Consider the following 19,448-nt stretch of genomic DNA (forward strand, 5'->3'; position numbering starts at 1 on the left):
CGCCCTTCATGTATATCCACTCAGGCGGGGTGGGTGGAAGCACCCTTGTACCCCACTTTATGGTTACAGTCCCCAAAAATGAGGACACCGCCGGGGTAGGCCCCGACGGTGTCCTCTGGTCCGAGCGGTCGGTCAGTCGACCACCTTCACGTCCTTCCAGAACGCGACGTAGTTGCTGTAGTCGGAGCCGACGCGGTCGAACGAACTCGGGTACGGGGTCGGGTAGCTCCACGCGCGGTCTTGCAGGAGCGTGTCGCCGTCCTTCACGGAGAAGTACTGGCACTCGCCCTTCCAGGGACAGGTGTACGGGGTGTCGCTCTTCTCCAGCAGGTCGGCGTTGACGCTCGCCGGCGGGAAATACCAGTTGCCTTCGATGCGGACGAGCTCCGACTCGGGAGCCTCGGCGATCACGGTGTCGTTCAGAACAGCTTTCATGGGTTGAAACCTCCTGCTGGGGCGAACGCGGCGCGGGGACGGATCATTCCGCTTCTGACGGGCCTCGCAGGATCGTCACGTCGTTCACGGTGTCCACCCGGCCGGCCGGGGCGATCTCCGCAGGCGTCCTGCCCGCTGCCACGTGCTCCTGACCGGACGCCGACGCGGTGAGCAGGTGCGCGACGGCGCCGCGCAGACCGGTGAACGCGGCACACGCCGCCGCGGCCTCCGGGGAGCTGTAGTCGATGCCGACGGCGGCGAGCGCATCCACGATCGCCCCTGCCGCGAGCTGGTCCTCGACGGCGAACCGCACGCCACCGGATGCGGTGGTCCCTCCCGCTGCGACGATCGCGACCATCGCGCGGCGGCCGAGCCGCACCTGCTCGGCGATGACCCACGCGGCGACGGCCGAAGCGGTGGTCAGGCCGCCGGCGACGACCGCGGCGGACTCGGGGATGTGGGGCAGCGCATCCCGTGCTGTCGCGTGCTGGTCGGCGCCCACCGGAGGGAGCACGTCGACCCAGACCACGATGTCGGCGTCGGAGGCGACCGTGGCGAGGCCTTCGTGCGCCCAGTCGAAGCGGAGCTGGTACTTGGCCTGCGCGTGGGCGGGGGATGCGGTGGTTGCGGCGGTGGCTGTGGATGCGGTGGCGTGCTCGGTCACCGGGACATCGTAGCCCGGCGCGCGAGCGGTTTCGCGTGTGGGTCGTCCGGTGACGGGCGGCGCATCTGACGGCGGATCAGCTCGAAGTCGTGGCGGGTGATCTCGATCAGCCCACGGCGCAGCTGGTAGCCCCAATCCGGCTTGTCCCTGGTGAAGTCGAGCACGGGCAGCAGGGGCCGGATGGGCGTCGCCTCCGCCTCGTGCTCCCAGTCGACGCGACGGCGCCACGGCTTGAAATCGCCGGCGGGACCGCGCATCGACGGACCCTGGGTGGTCTGGTAGATGTCGTCGTCCGCGATGCGGCCGATGGCGGTGAACTGCTTGAGCGGCTCGCCGTCTGGGAACGTGGTCTTGGGCGAGTAGTAGACGAAACCGTCCGCTGCGCTCATGCGTTCGAGCGGCGCCTTGGCCCCGTGGTTGACCTGCGCGATGCCTGCGGCGACCCCGCGGAGCACGTGGTCCTGCTGCACCACTCCCAGCCAGTACCGGATCGCCATGCTCCAGTTGTAGCGCACACCTCCGTCAGAGCCGCGATCAGCCGCGCACAGCCGCTCACACCGGCGACTTATCCACAGATTCCGTGCCTCGCTCGACGGGCGGGAGGCGCTCCCGCGAGACTGGCACGGAAGAAAACCTCCGCCGATGTCGATTCCGGGCCCGGTCGTTCGACGTGGAGGTGAGGGGCGCAATCGCCCACGGCACACGGCGGGGAATCGCCGGTCAGAGAAAGAGACAGCCATGAAGTACATGCTCATCCTCACAGCAGACGAGACGACGGAAGCGGGCGGCACCCCCAGCGAGGACGACCTCAACGCGATGGGCGCATACAACGACGAGCTGGTCAAGGCGGGCGTGCTGCTCGCGGGCGAAGGTCTGCACCCCAGTTCGGAAGGCGCGCGTGTCGAGTACGCGGGCGACGAGCGCACGGTCGTCGACGGACCGTTCACCGAGAGCAAGGAGCTCATCGCCGGGTTCTGGATCATCCAGACGGCGAGCAGAGAAGAGGCGCTCGAATGGGCGCGCCGCATCCCGCTCACCACGGGCAGCGTGCAGGTGCGCAAGGTGTTCGACGTTGCCGAGTTCGACCAGGACAACGTCTACGTGCAGAAGGAGAAGGCCTGGCGCGAGGCCGGCGGAGAGCCCAGGACGGCGTAACGGGATGGGGGATGCGGGCGGCGAGGCGGCGCGCACCGTCGAGGCGGTGTGGCGGATCGAGTCGGGCAAGCTGGTAGCCGTGCTCACCCGGCTGGTCGGCGACGTCGGCTTGGCCGAGGAGCTGGCCCAGGATGCGCTGGTCGCCGCCCTGGAGCAGTGGCCGCAGTCCGGCGTGCCCCGCAACGCCGGAGCCTGGCTCACCGCCGTCGCCAAGCGCAGGGCGATCGACGGCTGGCGCAGGCAGGAGCGCCTGGGCGACAGGTACGCGCAGCTTGCCCACGATCTGGAGACGGAGCGCGGGGCAGACGATCCGGCCCTGCTCGCCGAGGAGATCATCGACGACGACCTGCTCCGGCTCGTCTTCATCTCCTGCCACCCCGTCCTCACCAAGCCGTCGAGGGTGGCGCTCACCCTCAAGCTGCTCGGCGGGCTGTCCACCGACGAGATCGCCCGCGCCTACCTCGTGCCGTCGCCCACCATCGCGCAGAGGATCGTCCGCGCCAAACGCACCCTCAGCGCCGCGCGGGTTCCGTTCGAGGTGCCGGACAGGTCCGAGTTCGCCGCCAGGCTCGGTTCCGTCCTCGAAGTGATCTACCTGATCTTCAACGAGGGCTACGCGGCGACAGCGGGAGACGACTGGATGCGCCCCAGCCTCTGCCAGGAAGCCCTCCGGCTCGGCCGCGTCCTCGCCGAGCTCACCCCGCGCGAGCCCGAGGTGCACGGGCTGGTGGCGCTGATGGAATTCCAGGCGTCCCGGCTCGGCGCCCGCACCACCCCCGCCGGCGAGCCCGTGCTGCTGCAGGATCAAGACAGGTCGAAATGGGATCGCATCCTGATCACCAGAGGCGTCGAGGCGCTGCGTCGCTCGGAGCGCCTGGACCGCGGCCGCGGGCCGTACGCCCTGCAGGCCGCCATCGCCGCCTGTCATGCCACGGCGCCGACCGCGGAGGCGACCGACTGGGAGGAGATCGTCGCGATCTACGGCGCGCTCGCCGAGCTGCAGCCGAATGCGGTGGTCGAACTGAACAGAGCGGTAGCGCTGTCGATGGCGTATGGACCGGAGGCAGGCCTGGACGTGGTCGACCGGCTGGTGATCGACGGGGCGCTCAGCAGCTACCACCTCCTGCCGACGGTGCGGGCCGACCTGCTCGTCCGCCTCGGGCGGCTCGCGGAGGCCGAGCGGGAGTTCGAGCGGGCGGCGGCGCTCACCGGGAACGAGCGCGAGCGCGCGCTGCTGCTGGCGCGGGCGGAGGAGTGCCGACGCGGCAAAGGGTGAGAGCCGAGGGGTGAGACGCCGGCGGGATGCGCGACACTGGGGAGATGAGGGTTCTGCTGAAGTTCCTCCTTGACTGCGATCCGGATGCGGCCTGGCGCGCGCTGCAGAGTCCGACGGCGTTCCGCGAGGTCGCCCTGCCGTGGGTGGACTTCCGCTCGGACGAGCCTGCCGGGTTCCCCACCGTGTGGGGTAACGGCGAGCACCGCGTGGCCGTGCGGGCCTTCGGAGCGTTCACCGTCGGCACCCAGGCGATCCGGCTCAGCACCAGCGAAGTGGGTGAGCCGGCTCAGCCGGTGCGCATCCTGAGGGACACCGGCGGAGGCACGGGCGGCCTGCTCTCCGCCATGCCGCACCTCGACCACCGGATGGCCATCGCCCCCGACCCGGCAGGGCCGGACGCGGACGGTCGGCTGAAGACGCTCTACCGGGATCAGCTGATCGTGAAGGCCGGGGTGCTCACCCCGCTGGCCTGGTACACGATGTGGGCGTTCTGGCAGTGGAGAGGGATGCGGCTGCGACAACTCGCGCCGACGTGGGCGTACGACCCGCCGGCGCGAGAAGATGAGGCGTCGGAAGGTCCGGCGGCAGAGCGGGAGGAACAGGCATGACGATCGAGACACCGCAGGCGGCGAAAGCCGTCACCGCCGTGCAGACGGCCGACTGGCGGCGGCGCGTGTTCGGGATGTACGCGTCCGTGCGCAGGATGGCGGCGACCGACCCCGCCACGGCCCACGCGCACTGGATCTCCTGCCGCAACGACCTGTTCTCCTCGCATCCGGCCACTCCCCTGCTGCCGGAGGACAGGGACACGTTCACCGGGCTCCCCGTCGTCCCGTACGACCCGGAATGGCGGTTCGAGTTGCCGATCATCCCCGCCGCGGAGCCGCGGAGGATGGATGTGGAGACCGGCACGGACGGGATCGTGCCGTTCGAGCTGCTCGGCGCCGTGCACGTTCCGTTCGCCGGGTCGCTCGACGTGTGGCGGCTGTCGTCGTACGGCGGAGGGATCTTCGTCCCGGTGAAAGACGCGCTCGCCGGAAAGCCGGGAGGCACGTACGGCGGGGGCCGCTACCTGATCGACACCGTCAAGGGCGCCGACCTGGGGATCGACGCCGACGACGAGGCCACCCTGGTGCTCGACTTCAACTTCGCGTACAACCCGTCGTGCGCCTACGACCCGGCGTGGGCGTGCCCGCTCGCGCAGGCGGGGAACACCCTCGCGGTCGAGATCCCGGTCGGCGAACGGTACAACGGCGAGCACTGAGCGGCGCCCGACCCCGGCTACGCCCGCGTCACCAGGGTGAGCCGTTGCGTCGGGCGCGTCATCGCCACGTACAGCGACGCGGCGCCGCGCGGGGTCTCGCCGGCCAGCGCATCCGGGTCGGCCAGCACCACCGCGTCGAACTCGAGGCCCTTCGCCTCGTAGCCGGTGAGCACGGCGATCGGCTTCGACAGTCCTGCCGCCCCGCGCGCCGCCTCGTCGCCGAAGCGGAGCGTGACCGCCTCCGCCACCGCATCCACTGTCGCCGACGTCGCGATCACCGCCACTGTTCCGGAGGCGTCGATGCCGCGGTCGTGCCCGACCGCGTCCGCGACAGCATCCGGGAGCGCGTCGGCCGCTGCGGCCACCCTGCGGATGGGCCAGTCGCCCTCGCGCACAGCGCGCGTCGGCGTGATCGGCAGACCGGCCTGCGTCGCCAGCTCCTCCGCCTCCCGAGTGATCTGCGCGGGGGTGCGGTAGTTGACGGTCAGCTCCTCCAGACGCCAGGCGTCCTTGAACGACGGGCGCAGCGCTTCGTCCCAGCTCGTCGCACCGGCGGCCGACGCCACCTGGGCGATGTCCCCGACGATCGTGAAAGACTTCATCGGGCAGCGGCGCACCAGCATCCTCCACTGCATCGGCGACAGCTCCTGCGCCTCGTCCACCACCACGTGGCCGTACGTCCACAGCCGGTCGGCCTCCGCGCGCTCGGCCGTCGTGCCCGTGTCCTCGCGCTCGGCGAAACCGTCGGCCAGCTGCTCCGCGTTCACGAGGCCCTGCACCCCCATGTTCCGGATGGCCGCCTTCGCGTTCTCCACGTCCCGCTTCCTCTGCCGCTCCCGCTCGCGCGCCCCGGCATCCGGGCGCCCGGGGAAGTCGCCAAGCAGGTCGGCCGCCTCGTCGAGCAGCGGGACGTCGGACACCGTGAACCGGCCGGTGCGCTCGCGGAACAAGGACGCCCGCTGCGCGTCTGACCAGCGCGGCGTCAGCTCGGCGAGCCACGCAGGACGCGAGTACAGGTCTTGCAGGAACTTCTGCGGAGTGAGCGGCAGCCAGGCGGTGTTGAGCAGCACCCGCACGTCGTACGAGGTGCGCAGGTCTTCCCGAAGCACCTTGAGGTCGGCCTCGTCGATGGTCGAGCCGCCCGCCCTCAGCTGTGCGGCCAGCAGGTCGACCAGCTCGCCGAGCGCGTGCTTCACGAACGTGACCCTCGCCACGTTGTGCGGCTTGCCCGTGCGCTGGGCCCGGGAGATCGCGCGCTGGATCAGCTCGGGCTGCACGGTCAGCCGCTCGTTGTCGACCACCACCACCTGCTCGGCGTCCGGCGCCTTCTGCCGGGAGCGCACAGCACGCGACAGCAGCCGCACCATCTGCACGGAGCCCTTCAGCTTCGCCGCCTCTGGCTCGTCGTCGCCACTCGCCTCCACGCCGGGGAACATGTCTCCCAGCGTGCGCAGCACGACGCCGGTCTCACCGAGCGACGGGAGCACCGCCTCGATGTAGCGCAGGAACGCGGGAGACGGACCGACGACGAGCACACCGGATGCGCTCAGCCGCTGCCGGTTCGCGTACAGCAGGAACGCGGCCCGGTGCAGAGCCACGGCCGTCTTGCCCGTGCCAGGGCCGCCCTGCACCACGAGGGCTCCACGCAGGTCCGACCGGATGATGCGGTCCTGCTCCGCCTGGATGGTCGCGACGATGTCGTGCATCCGGCCGGTGCGCTGGGCGGTGAGCGCCGCGAGCAGCGCGCCCTCCCCCTGCACCTGCCCGCTGTCCGCGTCCTCCCCGTCGAGCAGTGCCTCGTCGAACACCTCGTCGTCGACGCGGACCACCTCGCGGCCCGTCATCGTCAGGTGCCGTCTGGCGCGGACTCCCATCCGCTCGTTCGCCGTCGCCTGGTAGAAGGCGCTGGCCTGCTGGGCGCGCCAGTCCACGAGGAGCGACCGCTGGTCGTCGTCACGCAGCCCGATGCGGCCGATGTAACGGTGGGCGGAGCCGTCGACCGGCTGTTCGAGCAGCAGCCTGCCGAAGACCAGGCGGGAGTCGACCTCGCGCAGCTGGGTCAGCTGGTCTTCGTAGAGGCGCGCGAACGCATCCCGTTCGCTCCGCGCCTGGTGGTTGCTCCCGACGCTCTCACGCCGCACACGGGTGAGCCGATCCTCGGTTTCCGCTCGGAGCGCATCCAGTCGCTCATACAGTCCGGAGACCACGGCGCGCTCACGTTCGAGTTCCGTTTCCTGCACGCAGACCACCCTCTCGATTCGGGCCGATAGTCTACTTCCTCCGGCAGGGAAGTCGCCTGTGCCGAGTTCCCAGCCTGATCGGGTAGGCTTTCAGTACTTGCGAGTCCGTGTCGGACTCCCTGCGTCGCAGAACGCACCACGCACAGCGCCGGGCATCAGCCCCGCCTGCGTCACTTTCTACGGCGAACGATCGTGCCGCTCGGCACCTTCGCCACTACTGCCCCGAACCTGCATCGACAGGATGCGCGGGGTCCTGATGCCCGAAAGGCACCACCTTTGTCTCAGAACACTTTCGCCGGTCTCGGCGTGCCCGCCCCTCTCGTCGCCGTGCTCGCAGCCGACGGCAAGACCGAGCCGTTCCCGATCCAGGCAGACACCCTGCCGGACACCCTGGCCGGCCGCGACGTGCTCGGCCGCGGCAAGACCGGGTCCGGCAAGACCATCGCCTTCGCCCTGCCGATGGCCGCGCGCCTCGGCACCAAGCTCGCCGGCGGCAAGCGTCGCGCCGGCCGTCCCCTCGGCCTCGTCCTCGCCCCCACCCGCGAGCTCGCCACCCAGATCTCCGCCACGATGCAGCCGCTCGCCGACGCGTACGGCCTGAAGACCACCACGATCTTCGGCGGCGTCTCCCAGCAGCGCCAGGTCGCAGCACTGAAGGACGGCGTCGACATCGTCGTCGCCTGCCCCGGCCGCCTCGAAGACCTGATGAAGCAGGGCTTCGTCTCCCTCGACGCCGTCGAGATCACCGTGCTCGACGAGGCGGACCACATGGCCGACCTCGGCTTCCTGCCTGTCGTCACGCGCATCCTGGACAAGACGCCCACCGGCGGCCAGCGCCTGCTGTTCTCGGCGACGCTCGACAACGGCGTGGACAAGATCGTCAAGAAGTTCCTCAGCAACGAGGTGCTGCACTCGGTCGACGACGCGAACAGCCACGTGGATGCGATGACCCACCACGTCTTCGAGGTCGACTCGCTCGAAGCCAAGAAGGACCTGGTCGAGAAGCTCGCGTCCGGCGCCAGCCGCCGCATCCTGTTCACCAGGACCAAGCACCACGCCAAGAAGCTGGCCAAGCAGCTCACCGCCTCCGGGATCCCGGCGGTCGACCTGCACGGCAACCTGTCGCAGGTGGCCCGCGACCGCAACCTCGCCGCGTTCGGTGCAGGGGATGTGCGCGTGCTCGTCGCGACGGACGTCGCGGCCCGCGGTGTGCACGTCGACAACGTCGAGCTGGTCGTGCACGTCGACCCGCCGATGGAGCACAAGGCGTACCTGCACCGCTCGGGCCGCACGGCCCGCGCAGGCAGCTCGGGCGACGTGGTGACGGTGATGCTGTCGTCGCAGAAGTCCGACGTGAAGACGCTGCTCCGCAAGGCAGCGATCGACGCGGCGCCCCAGGCGGTCACCGCGACCTCGGCCGCTGTGGTCACGCTCGTCGGCGAGACGGCCGCGTACGTGAAGCCTGCTCCGAAGGAAGCCGTGCAGCAGCAGCGCGGCGGTGGCCAGTCGCAGGGTGCGAACGCCCAGCGCAAGCGCGCCCAGCGCGACGGGTCCGGAGCTGACGGCGAGCGCGGCGGTCGTGGCGGCGGACGCGGTCGCGGCGGACGCGGCGGCGACGCTTCGCGCGGCGACGGCGGACGCGGACGCGACGGCGGCCAGGGCCGCGACGGACAGGCTCGCGACGGACAGGCTCGCGACGGGCGCGCATCCGGTGAGGCCGGGCGTCCGCGCCGCGACCGCTCCGGACGCCCGGCCGGCGCAGGCCGCGGAGCCGCAGCGACCACGTCGCACGGTTCCGGCTCGGCCTCGGCCGGCGGCCAGCGCAGCGGCGGCTCCGGCAACGGCGGCCAGCGCTCCGGCAACGGCGGCGGCCTGCGCGTCGGCAGCCTCGTCGGCGGCAGCACCCAGCGCGGCAACGGCCCGCGCCGCGCGCGCGGCTAGTCCCACCAACCCCTCAGCACTCGAGCCCAGGGTTCTCGCCTCACGGAGGCGAAGAACCCTGGGCTCGATTGCGTTCGGCGCCGGTCAGGCGGGCGTCAGCGACTCGATGCCGCGGAGCACGCCGTCCATCAGGAACCTGTAGCTGCGGTCGAGATCGTCGGGGAGGCCGAAGCCGCCGCCGAGTTCCAGGGTGACGAACCCGTGGATGGCGCTGCGGAGCATCCGGAGGGCGTCGACCGTGCTGTCCTCCGGCAGGTCGAACGCGCGGAGGGCCGCCGTCAGGACGGCGAGCGCCTCTGCCGCCCGCTGCGCGAGCTCGGCGTCCGCGTCGTCGCCGAGGCGCGGCGCCACCTGCGTGGCCGCGTACCGCCCGGGGTGCGCGTGCGCGAAGGCGCGCATCGCGTCCGCCGCCGCGTGCAGGGCGTCGCCGCCCGAGCGTCCGATGGTCGCCGCCGCGAGCATCCTGGTCAGCTCGGCGACGGACTCGGTGGCGACCAGGCGGCGGAGGTCGTCGAGCGACGAGACGTGCTTGTAGAGGCTCGGCACCGCGACGCCAGCGCTGCTCGCGACGGCCGCCAAGGTGAGGCGGTCGAACCCGGCCGCGCCACCCGCATCCACCAGGTCGAGGGCGACGGCGGTGACCGCCGCCCGCGAGAGTCCCGCCCTAGGCACGGGCGGCCCAGGCAGCGGTGACCGCGTTCGCGCCCTGCTCGGACCCGTCGCGCAGGCGGCCGAGGAAGTCGACGGTCTGCGGCACGGTGATGTCCGGCCGCGCTGCGTGCGGGTAGTGTCCCGATTCGCCCACCAGCACAGTGGTGGCGCCGATGGATGCGATCCACGCGGCCTCGGCCACCGGGTCCTTGTAGTCGGGGTCGAGTTCGCCGACGAACGCGAGGATCGGGGCGTGCACCTCCGGCAGCCGGGGTTCGACCACCGAGTGGGTGAGTTGCAGGGTGAGGCGACGGAACGACGACAGGCGGCCCGGCTCCTTCATGTTCGTCTTGATGGCGGCGACGTGCTCGCCCAGCCACGGGGCCTGGCGGCCCTTGTTGAGCGTCGAGCGGTAGTAGCCGGACCACATGGATGCACCCCACGGCGCCGCGAACAGCACGCGGTACATCCCGTGGATCGACGCGACGGCGAAGGCGCTCATGGCCGGGTCGCGCAGGAGCGGGCCGTACAGGGCGAGCCCGGCGACCGCATCCGGTCGCTCGGCCGCCGCCCACGCCGCGGCGGCCGCTCCCATCGAGTTGCCGAGGATGACGGCCGGGCCGCCGAGTTCGTCGATGAGGGCGATGATGTCGCGGCCGGTGGCGATGTCGCCGAACTCGCGGAAGGTGGTGTCGCTGTCGCCGTGCGCCCGCAGGTCGGTGACGGCCACGCGGTATCCGGCGTGGACGAGCGGGCCGACGAGCTCGCGGTAGCTGGAGCGGAGGTCGCCCATGCCGGGCACGGCGACGACGAGCGGGCCGGAGCCCTCGACGGTGTAGCTCACGCGTCCCTCGGGGCGCTGGAGGAAGTGGACCTCACGAGCGATGGAAGTGTTCATAGCTGTAAAGCTAATACAATTAGCTAAAGAATGCAAGGGTGACTTTCGGGCGCATCCTGCGGCGGTCAGGAGCGCTTCGAGTCGTTCCCCTGTCGCATGACGAGCACGGGGCACGAGGCGTGCTCGACGCAGGCCGAACTCACCGAGCCGAGCAGCAGCCCGGCGAACCCGCCCAGCCCGCGGTTGCCGACCACGAGCATCTCCGCGCCCTCGCTCTCGGCGAGGAGTGCGCGAGCCGCAGCACCACGCCGCACCACGGAGGAGAAGCGTGCGGGAGGCTGAGCGCCGTACACCTCGTCGGCTGCCTGCTGGGCAATACTCTTCGCATCCTCCTCCGGCGACCATCCGGAGATGTTGTATCCGGGCCACGACTGCGGGTACTGCCACGCGGTCAGCGCGACCACCGTGCAGCCCAGAAGCGCCGCGAGCTGGTCTGCCCTGCGCAACGCGGCCAGTGCGGCCGGGGAGCCGTCCACCCCGACGACGATCCGGCCACCCCCGTGATTGGGATGCTCGAGCTCATGGATCTCCGTCGTTGCATCGTCCATGCGGCAATGCTAAGCCCGCCCCTGCCATCGGAATAGAGCGAAAGTCACACGGGTTCTGCCACATCCGGGCCGACGATGAGCACAGGGCAGCGCGCGTGCGACGCGCAGTGCACGCTCACCGAGCCGAGCAGAGCCTTGGTCAGCCCGCCCCTCCCCCGGCTGCCGAGCACCAGATACGACGCCGTCCGGCTCGCCTCGACGAACACGGCACCCGGATTCCCCGGCTGCGCTCGCGTGCTGAACCAGTCCGGCGGCTTCGCGCCGAACGCCGCGGTCGACGCTTCCTGCACGTTCCGCAGCGCCATGGCCTGCGGCGACGAATCCGGATCGGGGTAGTACGCGTCGTACATCGAGGTCGACGGCTGCCAGACGGAGACGGCTTCGAGCGGCCGCCCGAAGGCCTGGGCCAGGATGACAGCCTCCCGGAGCGCCGCCAGCGCCCCGGTGGAACCGTCGACGCCCACCAGCACAGGTCGGTGATCGTGATCGCCCATGGCACTCTCCCTCACCCCATCGAGATGTCCCGCGCCTCATTGTCCACCCCGCGCAGCGGAAGGCCAAGGCGGGACCAAAGCCTCTACGGGCTCCGAGAGAGCCCTCGTACGGTCGGCACATCCACCGGAGGGAGACAGACGTGCGTGAAAAGACAGCTGCGACGAGGAAAGGCGGTCCGGCTTCGGCCGACCACGCACGCACACGGGTGCGCAGCGCCATCGCCGCACTGGCGATGATCGGCGCGGCGGCGCTCGTGGTGCTTCCGCTCGGACAGGCGGCCAACGCCAACCTCGGAGAACCGCAGCCTGCCATCGAGCCCGCGACCGGCCCGGACAGCGAGATCCGGATCGCCTCGACCGGCGCCGGACTGACCATCGTCGGGCTGGAGCCGCCCACTGCGAGCACCCAGGATCCCGCAGCGCCGTATCCCGCCGCCGACCCGGCCGGATACACCTCGACCTCCACGTTCGCCGGCACGATCATCGCCTCCAGCATCTCCGACCCGACCCGGACTGCGGCGATGTACTGCATCAACCTCCGGGTGTCCACGCAGGTCGGAATCGGCTACGAGTCCGGCACCTGGGCGGAGTCGAACGTGCCGAACATCGGCTATGTCACGTACATCCTCAACCACTACTACCCGACCACCAACCTCCCGAGCGGCACGACAAACGTGCAGGCCGCCGCTGTACAGTCGGCGATCTGGTACTTCACCGACGGTTTCGTGGTGAGTTCCTCCAACACCACGGTGCGACCGCTGGCGGCAGCCATCGTCGCGGACGCCCAGGCCAATGGCCCGTCGGTCGAGCCGCCGCCGCCGAACGTGACCGTCACCCCGGCGAGCGCCTCCGCCCCCGTCGGCGAGAGCGCAGGGCCCTACACCGTCCAGGCGGACGCAGGCGCCACGGTCACTGTGTCTGTGCCCACCGGCTACGAGATGTTCGCCGACGAGGCCGCCACGCAGCCGATCGCGAATCCGAGCACCGTCCCCTCCGGCACCCAGGTGTGGGTGAGGAGTACGTCGGCGACACCGATCACCGACACCGTCCTGCGCGCTCGGGCCGCCGTGACCGTGGAGAGGGGCGAGGTCTATCTGTACGACGGGTACACCCCGGACCTCGCGGACGCGCAACGGCTGATCCTCGCAAACACCACAGAACTGGATGCGACGGCCAGCGCAGCAGCGTCGTACTTCGCCGTCGGCGAGCTGACGGTGAACAAGGCCTTCGCCGGAGACGCGGTGGGGCAGCAAGGACCGAGCCAGCTCGCCATCGACTGCGGCGACGGCTACGTTTTCACCGCCGATATCGCCGCGGGCGCAACGACGACCCAGACGTTCACGTATGCGGGCATCCCGGTCGGCGCCACCTGCGTCGTCACCGAGCCGTCGACGGGCGCGGGGGCCGCGGTGGACGTCAGCACGGACGCACCGCAACAGGCTGCCATCGTGGAGGCGGGCGCGTCCGTGACGATCACGAACACCGCGACGTTGCGCCCTGGTTCGCTCACCGTCACGAAGGTCGTCACCGGCGCGGCAGCGGGTCAGCAGGGCGAGATCGTCCTCGCCGTCACCTGCGGTGACGCCCTCGACGAGACCTTCACCATTCCCGCGTCGGCGCCCGCCGGCGACTACGCGCAGTCGTACACCGGCATCCCGGCAGGAACAGCCTGCACGGTGACGGAGCAGGAGACCGGCGCAACGAGCACGGTCGCCGTGAGCGAAAGCGGGCCGGTCGATGTGACCATCGAGGCCGGCGTCGCCGGCACCGCCGAGGTGACGAACACGGTCACGGCCGTGACGCCCGTGCCGCCGGTCGGACCGGTCACTCCGGTAGACCCCGGCCAGCCTGTCGCGCCTGCTCCGTCGCCGTCCGGCCTGGCGTACACCGGGAGTGATGTGTCGGCTGTCACCGGAACGGCAGCGGTGGTCGGCCTGGCCTTCGGAGCGGTGCTGATCGCGGTCGGTCAGAGGTCGCGTCGCCGCCGTACCACCGGAAAGTAGTTTCGGATTTCGCCCCTGACCAAGGCTTTTTTGGTTGGCGTTTTCCCGAATCCGGGTTAAAGTGCGGCGTAGGGGCATCAGTGCGCGGCCGGGGACGGCCGCGGAGGCTCCAGGGGGAGGGGCGATGAACGACGGGATACGGCAGGATCACAGCCCGCCGGAGACGGATTATTCGACGAGCCAGGTCGGGGCACTCATCGAGAAGAGCCGCCGCATGCTCGCCGCCCAGGAGCGGATGCAGCGGCTGCTGCGCGCCAGCCAGGTCGTCTTCGACGGCATCGAGCTGGATCGGGTTCTCCGGCACATCGCCGAAGCCTCCGTTGCGCTTTCGAACGCGGCATACGGAGCGCTCTGCATCGTCGATGCCGACGACCGGCCCGAGCAGTTCATCCTGGTCGGGATGCCGGACGATGTCGCCGCCCAGTTCGAACCGCCGCTTCGCGAGAATCAGCGCCTCCTGAGGGTGCTTCAGAGCTCCGTCCCGGTGTGTCTGAGCGATCTGGTCGAGTTCGACGATGCGCACACACCGTTCGACGAGCGCCCGTTCCCGTCGGCGTTCCTCGGTGTGCCGGTGCGCGTCGACGGCGGCGCGTACGGAGCGCTTCTGCTCGCCAACGGGGGCGACGGGCCGTTCAGCGACGAGGACGAGGAACTGCTCACCGCGCTGGCCGCAACGGCGGCCACCGCCATCGGCAACGCCAGACAGTACGAGGAGTCGCGACGGACCCAACGCCTCAGCACCGAACTCGGCAGGGTCGCCGCGACTCTCCTCTCCGGGGACGTGCAGGAGACCGACGACGCGCTCGGCGTCGTGGCGGAGCACGCGGTCGACCTCGCAGACGCCGACCTCGCCACCGTGCTCACCCGCGACGCGTCGACCGGGCGCATGACGGTCGTCGCCGCGCGCGGACCGGGCGGCGACCTGATCGAGGGAACGCCGTCCTTCGCGGAGCGGCTGCCAGGCGGTTCCACGATCGCGGTGCCGCTCGTCGCATCCCGTACAGCAGTGGATGTGCTCTACGTCACCCGCTCCAGCCTCCGTCGGCCGTTCTCCTCCGCCGACCGCGCCACCGTGTCCGAGTTCGCCGCGCGGGCGGGACTCGCCGTGTCGGAGTCGCGGGAGCGTGCTCAGCGACAGCAGCTCGCGATCAGCGAAGACCGGGCGCGCATCGCCAGGGACCTTCACGACCATGTCATCCAGCGACTGTACGCGGTCGGCCTCGCCCTGCACGCGCTGGAGAGGACATCACCAGAGCACGCTCCACTGCTCGAGGATCAGATCGACGAGATCGACAGGGCCATCGGCGACATCCGGACAGCCGTCTTCGCGCTGCAGGCGTCGTCGGCCGAGTCTGCACGCCACCGTGTCCTGGATGCAGTCATCGCCATCACGCCCCGGCTGAGAACGGCACCCCACGTGACGTTCTCCGGTCCCGTGGATCTGGTCGCCGTCGGCGATCTCGCCGGAGACGTCGTCGCCGTGGTGCGGGAGTCGCTGACGAACGTCGCCAGGCACGCCGGGGCGTCGTCCTGCGCGGTCACCGTGGCCGTCACGGACTCGGGCATCACGGTCACGATCGACGACGACGGCGACGGCGTCCCCGCCCACGTCGAGCGCGTCAGCGGAACGGCGAACCTCGCTGCCAGAGCGGATGCCCGCGGCGGCACGTACACCCTGAGCCGCCGGCCGAGCGGCGGAACCCGGGCGGTCTGGCGCATCCCCGCCCCGCCAGCGCGCGGAGGCGGACGATGATCGGCGTGTTCCTGGTCGACGACCACGAGATGGTGCGACGCGGGGTGACCCAGCTCGTCGAGACCGAGTCCGACCTGCGCGTCGTCGGGGAGTCTCCGACGGTCCGGGGAGCCATCGGGCGCATCGCGGCGACCCGGCCGGACGTCGTCCTGCTCGACGTGCACCTGCCGGACGGCAGCGGCATCGACCTGTGCCGCAGCATCCGCGCCACTCGGCCGGAGAGCGCCTGCATCATCCTGACCGGATTCGACGAAGACGCCGCCGTCGAGGCGGCCGTGCTCGCCGGAGCGGCCGGATATGCAATGAAGACGATCGGCGGGGACGCGCTCGTCCAGGACATCCGCCGCGCCGCCGGCGGGGCGAGCCTGATCGGCGCTCAGACGGTGCAACGGGCGCAGGACTCGCTCGCTGCGAAGGCGCGCCGGTCGCGCACGGCGAGCGTCGAGCTCACGCTGCGCGAGCGTCAGGCTCTCCAGCTCATCAGCGAGGGACTGACCAACCGGCAGATCGGCGCCAGACTCGGGATCGCCGAGAAGACCGTCAAGAACTACGTGTCCGGGTTGCTCGCGAAACTCGGCCTGGAACGCCGAACGCAGGTCGCGGTCTACGGGGTGATGGAGGGAACCGACACCGACGTCTGAGCCGCGGTCGGGTCATCCCTCCGATGGACACGGTTGCATCCGCGGCCGGACTCGGAGGGGCCGGTGCGGACGCGAGGCTGGTGGGGAACCGAAAGGACCGCACCGTGCGTCTCAGAAACCTCCTCGTCGCCGTGACGGCGGCGACCATCGTCGTCGCAATCACCGGATGCTCCTCCCCGGGCATCCACTCGGGCGCCGGCTCGCTCGGGGCGGCGCCTCAGCTGCCGTCCGCGGGGTCTGGGTCGGGCGCAGGCTCGGGCTCGGCGCAGCTCGGCCAGGACGACGGGTACATCCCCACGGGCGAGACCGTCGCGCTCACCGACGACGTCCCCGCCGTGACCCGGCTCGACCCCCGGCTGCTGGAGGCGCTGGACAGGGCCGCGACGGCGGCCGCCGACCGCGACGTGACCTTCACCCTCACCGACGGCTGGCGCAGCGAGCGCTACCAGCAGACCCTCTTCGACGATGCCGTGCAGAAGTACGGCAGCGAGGAGGAGGCGAGCAAGTGGGTGAAGCGGGGAGACGAGTCGAAGCACGTGCGCGGCGAGGCGGTCGACATCGCGACGGCAGACGCGATGGACTGGCTCACCCGGTTCGGCGGGGAGTACGGGCTGTGCCAGGTCTACGCGAACGAGGCGTGGCATTTCGAGCTGACGGCCGACAGTGACGGGGTGTGCCCGGCGCAGCTGCCGGATGGGACGGCCGGCTGACGGCTCGGCGAACGCCTGCGGAATTCTCGCCCCCGCCCTTCCGGTGCGCGCATACAGGGCCGTATCGTCGGACGTGGCAGCACCGTCGCCGTCGTCCTGCAGCGAGTCCGCACAGCACCGAACCCAAGGAGATCGCACATGCCGTACATCACCACGTCCGACGGAACACAGATCTACTACACCGACCAGGGCGAAGGCCGGCCGGTCGTCCTGAGCCACGGCTGGCCGCTCAGCTCCGACGCCTGGCAGGTCGAGCTCAAACTCCTCGCCGACAACGGCTACCGCGCCATCGCCCACGACCGCCGCGGTCACGGGCGCTCGTCGCAGCCGTACACCGGCAACGACATGGACACGTACGCCCGCGATCTCGCCGAGCTGGTCGAGCAGCTCGACCTGCACGACCTCGTCGTGATCGGCCACTCCACCGGCGGAGGCGAGGTGGTGCGCTACGCCGCGCAGCACGGTGTCGGCCGCGTTGCGAAGGTCATCACCGCGGGCGCCGTCCCGCCGATCATGGTCAAGTCGGACAGCAACCCGGACGGCACCCCGATCGAGGTCTTCGACGAGATCCGCGCCGGCGTGCTCAAGGATCGCTCCCAGTACTACCTCGACCTCGCCGTCCCGTTCTACGGTGCGAACCGCGACGGGGCGGAGGTGTCGGACGGTGCGAAATACGACTTCTGGCGCCAAGGGATGCTCGTCGGGCTGACCGCCGCGCACGACTGCATCAAGGCGTTCTCGGAGACCGACTTCACCGACGACCTGAAGGCGCTGGATGTGCCGATCCTCATCGCCCAGGGCGACGACGACCAGATCGTCCCGATCGCCGACGCGGCGCACAAGTCGATCGACCTCGTCTCCCACGGCACGCTGAAGGTGTACCCGGGCGCCCCGCACGGCATCTACGGTGCGTACCAGGAGGCTCTGGACACGGACATCCTGGCGTTCATCGCCGGCTGATCGCCCGCCCTCAGCTGTGCGGGCCCTCCTCCGCCTGCACGATCTCCAGCCAGTTCCCCGGCACACGACCAGCTGGGCCGGGGACCGGCTGCGAGTCCGGCCTGCTGGTCGGCGGCGCGAGCCGCGGCCCGTCGGCGAACTGCTGCGCGCTGTAGTCCCAGAACCAGTCCTCGCCGGGCTCGAAGCTCTGGATGTACCGATGACCGGTCTGCTCGGCGTGCGCGGTGGCGTGCCGGTTGATCGAGTCGTCGCAGCAGCCGATGTGGCCGCAGGTCGCGCAACGGCGGAGGTGCACCCACCAGCTGCCGTCGCGGTCGCACTCCACGCATCCCGTGCCTGATGGCGGGACGTCCTGGTGGATCCCGGTGTCTCCCGCGCCCGTCGTGTCGCTCATGCAGCAGCCCTCCGTTGTGTCAGATGCGTCAGACCGGGTCAGACGATGCGCCCCACGGACGCCAGCGCGGCCTTGAGCAGGATGCCCCTGCCGCCCTCCATCTCTTCGCAGACCGAGGGGGACACCGCTTCCTCCGGGGTCATCCAGGTGAGTTCCAGCGCATCCTGCCGCGGTTCGCAGGTGCCGGTGACCGGCACGACATACGCCAGCGAGACGGCGTGCTGCCTGTCGTCGGTGAACGGCGTGACGCCCGGCATGGGGAAGTACTCCGCCACCTGGAACGGGATGGGACTCGCCGGCAGTTGCGGGAACGCCATCGGGCCGAGGTCTTTCTCCAGGTGCCGGAACAGCGCCTCGCGCAGTGTCTCCCCGTACATCACCCGGCCGGACACGAGGGTGCGCGTCATCTCACCCACCGCGTTGGCGCGCAGCAGCACGCCGAGCTCCGTCACCTGCCCGAGCCCATCCACCCGCACGGGCACCGCCTCCACGTACAGCAGCGGGAGGCGCCTGCGCACCTGCTCGAGCTCGATATCGCTCAGCCACGCCGGGCCCTGCTGGCGACCGTCGTCGGGCAGCGGGTCTGGGGTCGGGTCCGGAGTGCGTACGCTCATGCACCGATCCTACGGAAACGCCGGATGCTCGGGCACCCTTCCACCGGATGCTGTGGAAAAGACACGAGATTGCCGCCCTGTGCAGAAACCACCCGCATCCCCGCGCCAGAATGAGGCATGCCCTTCCCGACACCCGACCTCCGCATCGACAGGGACGCCGTGCTGTGGTCCGCGTCGGAACGCGACAGAGCCGGCCGGCCGCTCCTCGTCCTCCTGCACGGATACGCCTCCGACGAGGCCGACCTCTTCGGCATCTCCGCCTATCTGCCGCTGGAGCCGGTGATCGCCTCGGTGCGCGCCCCCATCCCCGAGGGCCAGGGGTTCGCCTGGTTCTCCCGGTACACCAACATGCCGGGCGACCCGCTCGCCGCCAACGCCGACGCAGCGGCGGCGGCCGTGCTCGACTGGCTCGACGAGCAGCCGCAGACACCGACCGGCCTGCTCGGCTTCTCCCAGGGCGGCGCGATGGCCCTGCAGCTGCTGCGCAGGGCGCCGGAGCGCTTCGACTACGCGGTGCAGCTGTCCGGATTCGTCGTGCACGGAGAGCAGGACGGGGACGCGCACCTGGCCGCATCCAAGATCCCGGTGTTCTGGGGCCGCGGGACGCTCGACGAGGTGATCTCGTCCGACGCCGTCGACCGCACGACGGCCTGGCTGCCCGACCATTCAGCCCTGGATGCGCGCATCTACGAGGGCATGGGGCACAACATCTCCTCGGCCGAACTCGCCGACGTGTCCGCGTTCATCCGGAGCGGCCTGCGTCGCTGAGCGGGGCCGCGGACGATCCGGCCGAAGGAGCCGACCACG

At 70.7% G+C, this 19,448-nt stretch carries 21 protein-coding genes; 11 read left to right on the forward strand and 10 right to left on the reverse strand.

Annotated features, from left to right (window positions below; genetic code table 11):
• Window positions 1-132: 132 nt before the first annotated feature.
• The 3 genes from B7438_RS07145 to B7438_RS07155 are packed head-to-tail and all read right to left on the reverse strand — an operon-like array spanning window position 133 to window position 1,596.
• Complete coding sequence (locus tag B7438_RS07145; protein ID WP_085368853.1) at window positions 133-435, reverse strand: DUF427 domain-containing protein; 303 nt, start codon at window positions 433-435, stop codon at window positions 133-135.
• 43 nt (window positions 436-478) lie between these two features.
• Complete coding sequence (locus B7438_RS07150) at window positions 479-1,099, reverse strand: 2-phosphosulfolactate phosphatase (RefSeq protein ID WP_085368854.1); 621 nt, start codon at window positions 1,097-1,099, stop codon at window positions 479-481.
• Window positions 1,096-1,596, reverse strand: a complete 501-nt coding sequence (locus tag B7438_RS07155) for an EVE domain-containing protein (protein ID WP_179150749.1) — start codon at window positions 1,594-1,596, stop codon at window positions 1,096-1,098. The genes B7438_RS07150 and B7438_RS07155 overlap by 4 nt, the downstream gene beginning before the upstream one ends.
• Before the next feature lie 241 nt (window positions 1,597-1,837).
• On the opposite strand from B7438_RS07155, the gene B7438_RS07160 reads away from it, so the two are divergent.
• Genes B7438_RS07160 through B7438_RS07175 form a run of 4 tightly spaced genes read left to right on the forward strand, consistent with a single transcriptional unit; the run spans window position 1,838 to window position 4,794 of the window.
• A complete protein-coding gene (locus B7438_RS07160; protein ID WP_085368856.1) occupies window positions 1,838-2,254 on the forward strand; it encodes a YciI family protein in 417 nt (138 codons plus the stop codon).
• Window positions 2,255-2,258: 4 nt separating this feature from the next.
• Window positions 2,259-3,530 (forward strand): RNA polymerase sigma factor, encoded by a 1,272-nt coding sequence (locus B7438_RS07165; protein WP_085368857.1) that lies wholly within the window; start codon window positions 2,259-2,261, stop codon window positions 3,528-3,530.
• 44 nt (window positions 3,531-3,574) lie between these two features.
• The gene (locus tag B7438_RS07170) at window positions 3,575-4,138 is read left to right on the forward strand and encodes a hypothetical protein (protein ID WP_085368858.1); all 564 of its coding nucleotides are present in this window, start codon (window positions 3,575-3,577) and stop codon (window positions 4,136-4,138) included.
• Entirely contained in the window at window positions 4,135-4,794 is a 660-nt protein-coding gene (locus B7438_RS07175) for a DUF1684 domain-containing protein (protein WP_085368859.1), read from the forward strand. Before B7438_RS07170 ends, B7438_RS07175 begins: the two co-directional genes overlap by 4 nt.
• Window positions 4,795-4,811: 17 nt before the next feature.
• Here B7438_RS07175 and B7438_RS07180 read toward each other — a convergent pair whose 3' ends face one another.
• Window positions 4,812-7,034: an ATP-binding domain-containing protein gene (locus B7438_RS07180; RefSeq protein ID WP_179150750.1), complete on the reverse strand. Its 2,223-nt coding sequence runs from the start codon at window positions 7,032-7,034 to the stop codon at window positions 4,812-4,814.
• Window positions 7,035-7,310: 276 nt separating this feature from the next.
• Between B7438_RS07180 and B7438_RS07185 the strand changes: the two genes are divergently transcribed.
• The gene (locus B7438_RS07185; protein ID WP_085368861.1) at window positions 7,311-8,975 is read left to right on the forward strand and encodes a DEAD/DEAH box helicase; all 1,665 of its coding nucleotides are present in this window, start codon (window positions 7,311-7,313) and stop codon (window positions 8,973-8,975) included.
• 84 nt (window positions 8,976-9,059) lie between these two features.
• On the opposite strand, the gene B7438_RS07190 is transcribed toward B7438_RS07185, so the two are convergent.
• The 4 genes from B7438_RS07190 to B7438_RS07205 all read right to left on the reverse strand — a co-directional run bounded on the left by B7438_RS07190 (window position 9,060) and on the right by B7438_RS07205 (window position 11,566).
• Entirely contained in the window at window positions 9,060-9,647 is a 588-nt protein-coding gene (locus B7438_RS07190; RefSeq protein ID WP_085368862.1) for a TetR/AcrR family transcriptional regulator, read from the reverse strand.
• Window positions 9,640-10,524 (reverse strand): alpha/beta fold hydrolase, encoded by an 885-nt coding sequence (locus B7438_RS07195; protein WP_085368863.1) that lies wholly within the window; start codon window positions 10,522-10,524, stop codon window positions 9,640-9,642. Before B7438_RS07195 ends, B7438_RS07190 begins: the two co-directional genes overlap by 8 nt.
• A gap of 65 nt (window positions 10,525-10,589) precedes the next feature.
• The gene (locus B7438_RS07200) at window positions 10,590-11,072 is read right to left on the reverse strand and encodes a universal stress protein (RefSeq protein WP_085368864.1); all 483 of its coding nucleotides are present in this window, start codon (window positions 11,070-11,072) and stop codon (window positions 10,590-10,592) included.
• A 44-nt stretch (window positions 11,073-11,116) separates the two neighbouring features.
• Window positions 11,117-11,566 carry a universal stress protein gene (locus tag B7438_RS07205; RefSeq protein ID WP_085368865.1) on the reverse strand — a complete coding sequence of 150 codons (450 nt, stop codon included), beginning with the start codon at window positions 11,564-11,566 and terminating at the stop codon, window positions 11,117-11,119.
• Between the two features lie 140 nt (window positions 11,567-11,706).
• Between B7438_RS07205 and B7438_RS07210 the strand changes: the two genes are divergently transcribed.
• The 5 genes from B7438_RS07210 (at window position 11,707) to B7438_RS07230 (ending at window position 17,633) form a co-directional block, all read left to right on the forward strand.
• Window positions 11,707-13,569, forward strand: coding sequence for a thioester domain-containing protein (locus B7438_RS07210; protein WP_143465688.1), 1,863 nt, complete (start codon window positions 11,707-11,709; stop codon window positions 13,567-13,569).
• A 124-nt stretch (window positions 13,570-13,693) separates the two neighbouring features.
• The gene (locus tag B7438_RS07215; RefSeq protein WP_085368867.1) at window positions 13,694-15,322 is read left to right on the forward strand and encodes a GAF domain-containing sensor histidine kinase; all 1,629 of its coding nucleotides are present in this window, start codon (window positions 13,694-13,696) and stop codon (window positions 15,320-15,322) included.
• Window positions 15,319-15,963 (forward strand): response regulator transcription factor, encoded by a 645-nt coding sequence (locus B7438_RS07220; RefSeq protein ID WP_085368868.1) that lies wholly within the window; start codon window positions 15,319-15,321, stop codon window positions 15,961-15,963. Before B7438_RS07215 ends, B7438_RS07220 begins: the two co-directional genes overlap by 4 nt.
• Window positions 15,964-16,067: 104 nt before the next feature.
• Entirely contained in the window at window positions 16,068-16,673 is a 606-nt protein-coding gene (locus B7438_RS07225) for a M15 family metallopeptidase (protein ID WP_256921902.1), read from the forward strand.
• 138 nt (window positions 16,674-16,811) lie between these two features.
• A complete protein-coding gene (locus tag B7438_RS07230; RefSeq protein ID WP_085368870.1) occupies window positions 16,812-17,633 on the forward strand; it encodes an alpha/beta fold hydrolase in 822 nt (273 codons plus the stop codon).
• 10 nt (window positions 17,634-17,643) lie between these two features.
• On the opposite strand, the gene B7438_RS07235 is transcribed toward B7438_RS07230, so the two are convergent.
• Window positions 17,644-18,027, reverse strand: coding sequence for a UBP-type zinc finger domain-containing protein (locus tag B7438_RS07235; protein WP_085368871.1), 384 nt, complete (start codon window positions 18,025-18,027; stop codon window positions 17,644-17,646).
• Window positions 18,028-18,065: 38 nt separating this feature from the next.
• Entirely contained in the window at window positions 18,066-18,641 is a 576-nt protein-coding gene (locus B7438_RS07240) for an NUDIX hydrolase family protein (protein WP_085368872.1), read from the reverse strand.
• Window positions 18,642-18,758: 117 nt separating this feature from the next.
• Between B7438_RS07240 and B7438_RS07245 the strand changes: the two genes are divergently transcribed.
• Window positions 18,759-19,409: an alpha/beta hydrolase gene (locus B7438_RS07245; protein WP_085368873.1), complete on the forward strand. Its 651-nt coding sequence runs from the start codon at window positions 18,759-18,761 to the stop codon at window positions 19,407-19,409.
• The last annotated feature ends 39 nt before the right edge of the window (window positions 19,410-19,448 follow it).

Origin of the sequence: Leifsonia sp. NCR5 (assembly GCF_002105485.1) — a bacterium.
Taxonomy (GTDB): Bacteria; Actinomycetota; Actinomycetes; order Actinomycetales; family Microbacteriaceae; genus Leifsonia.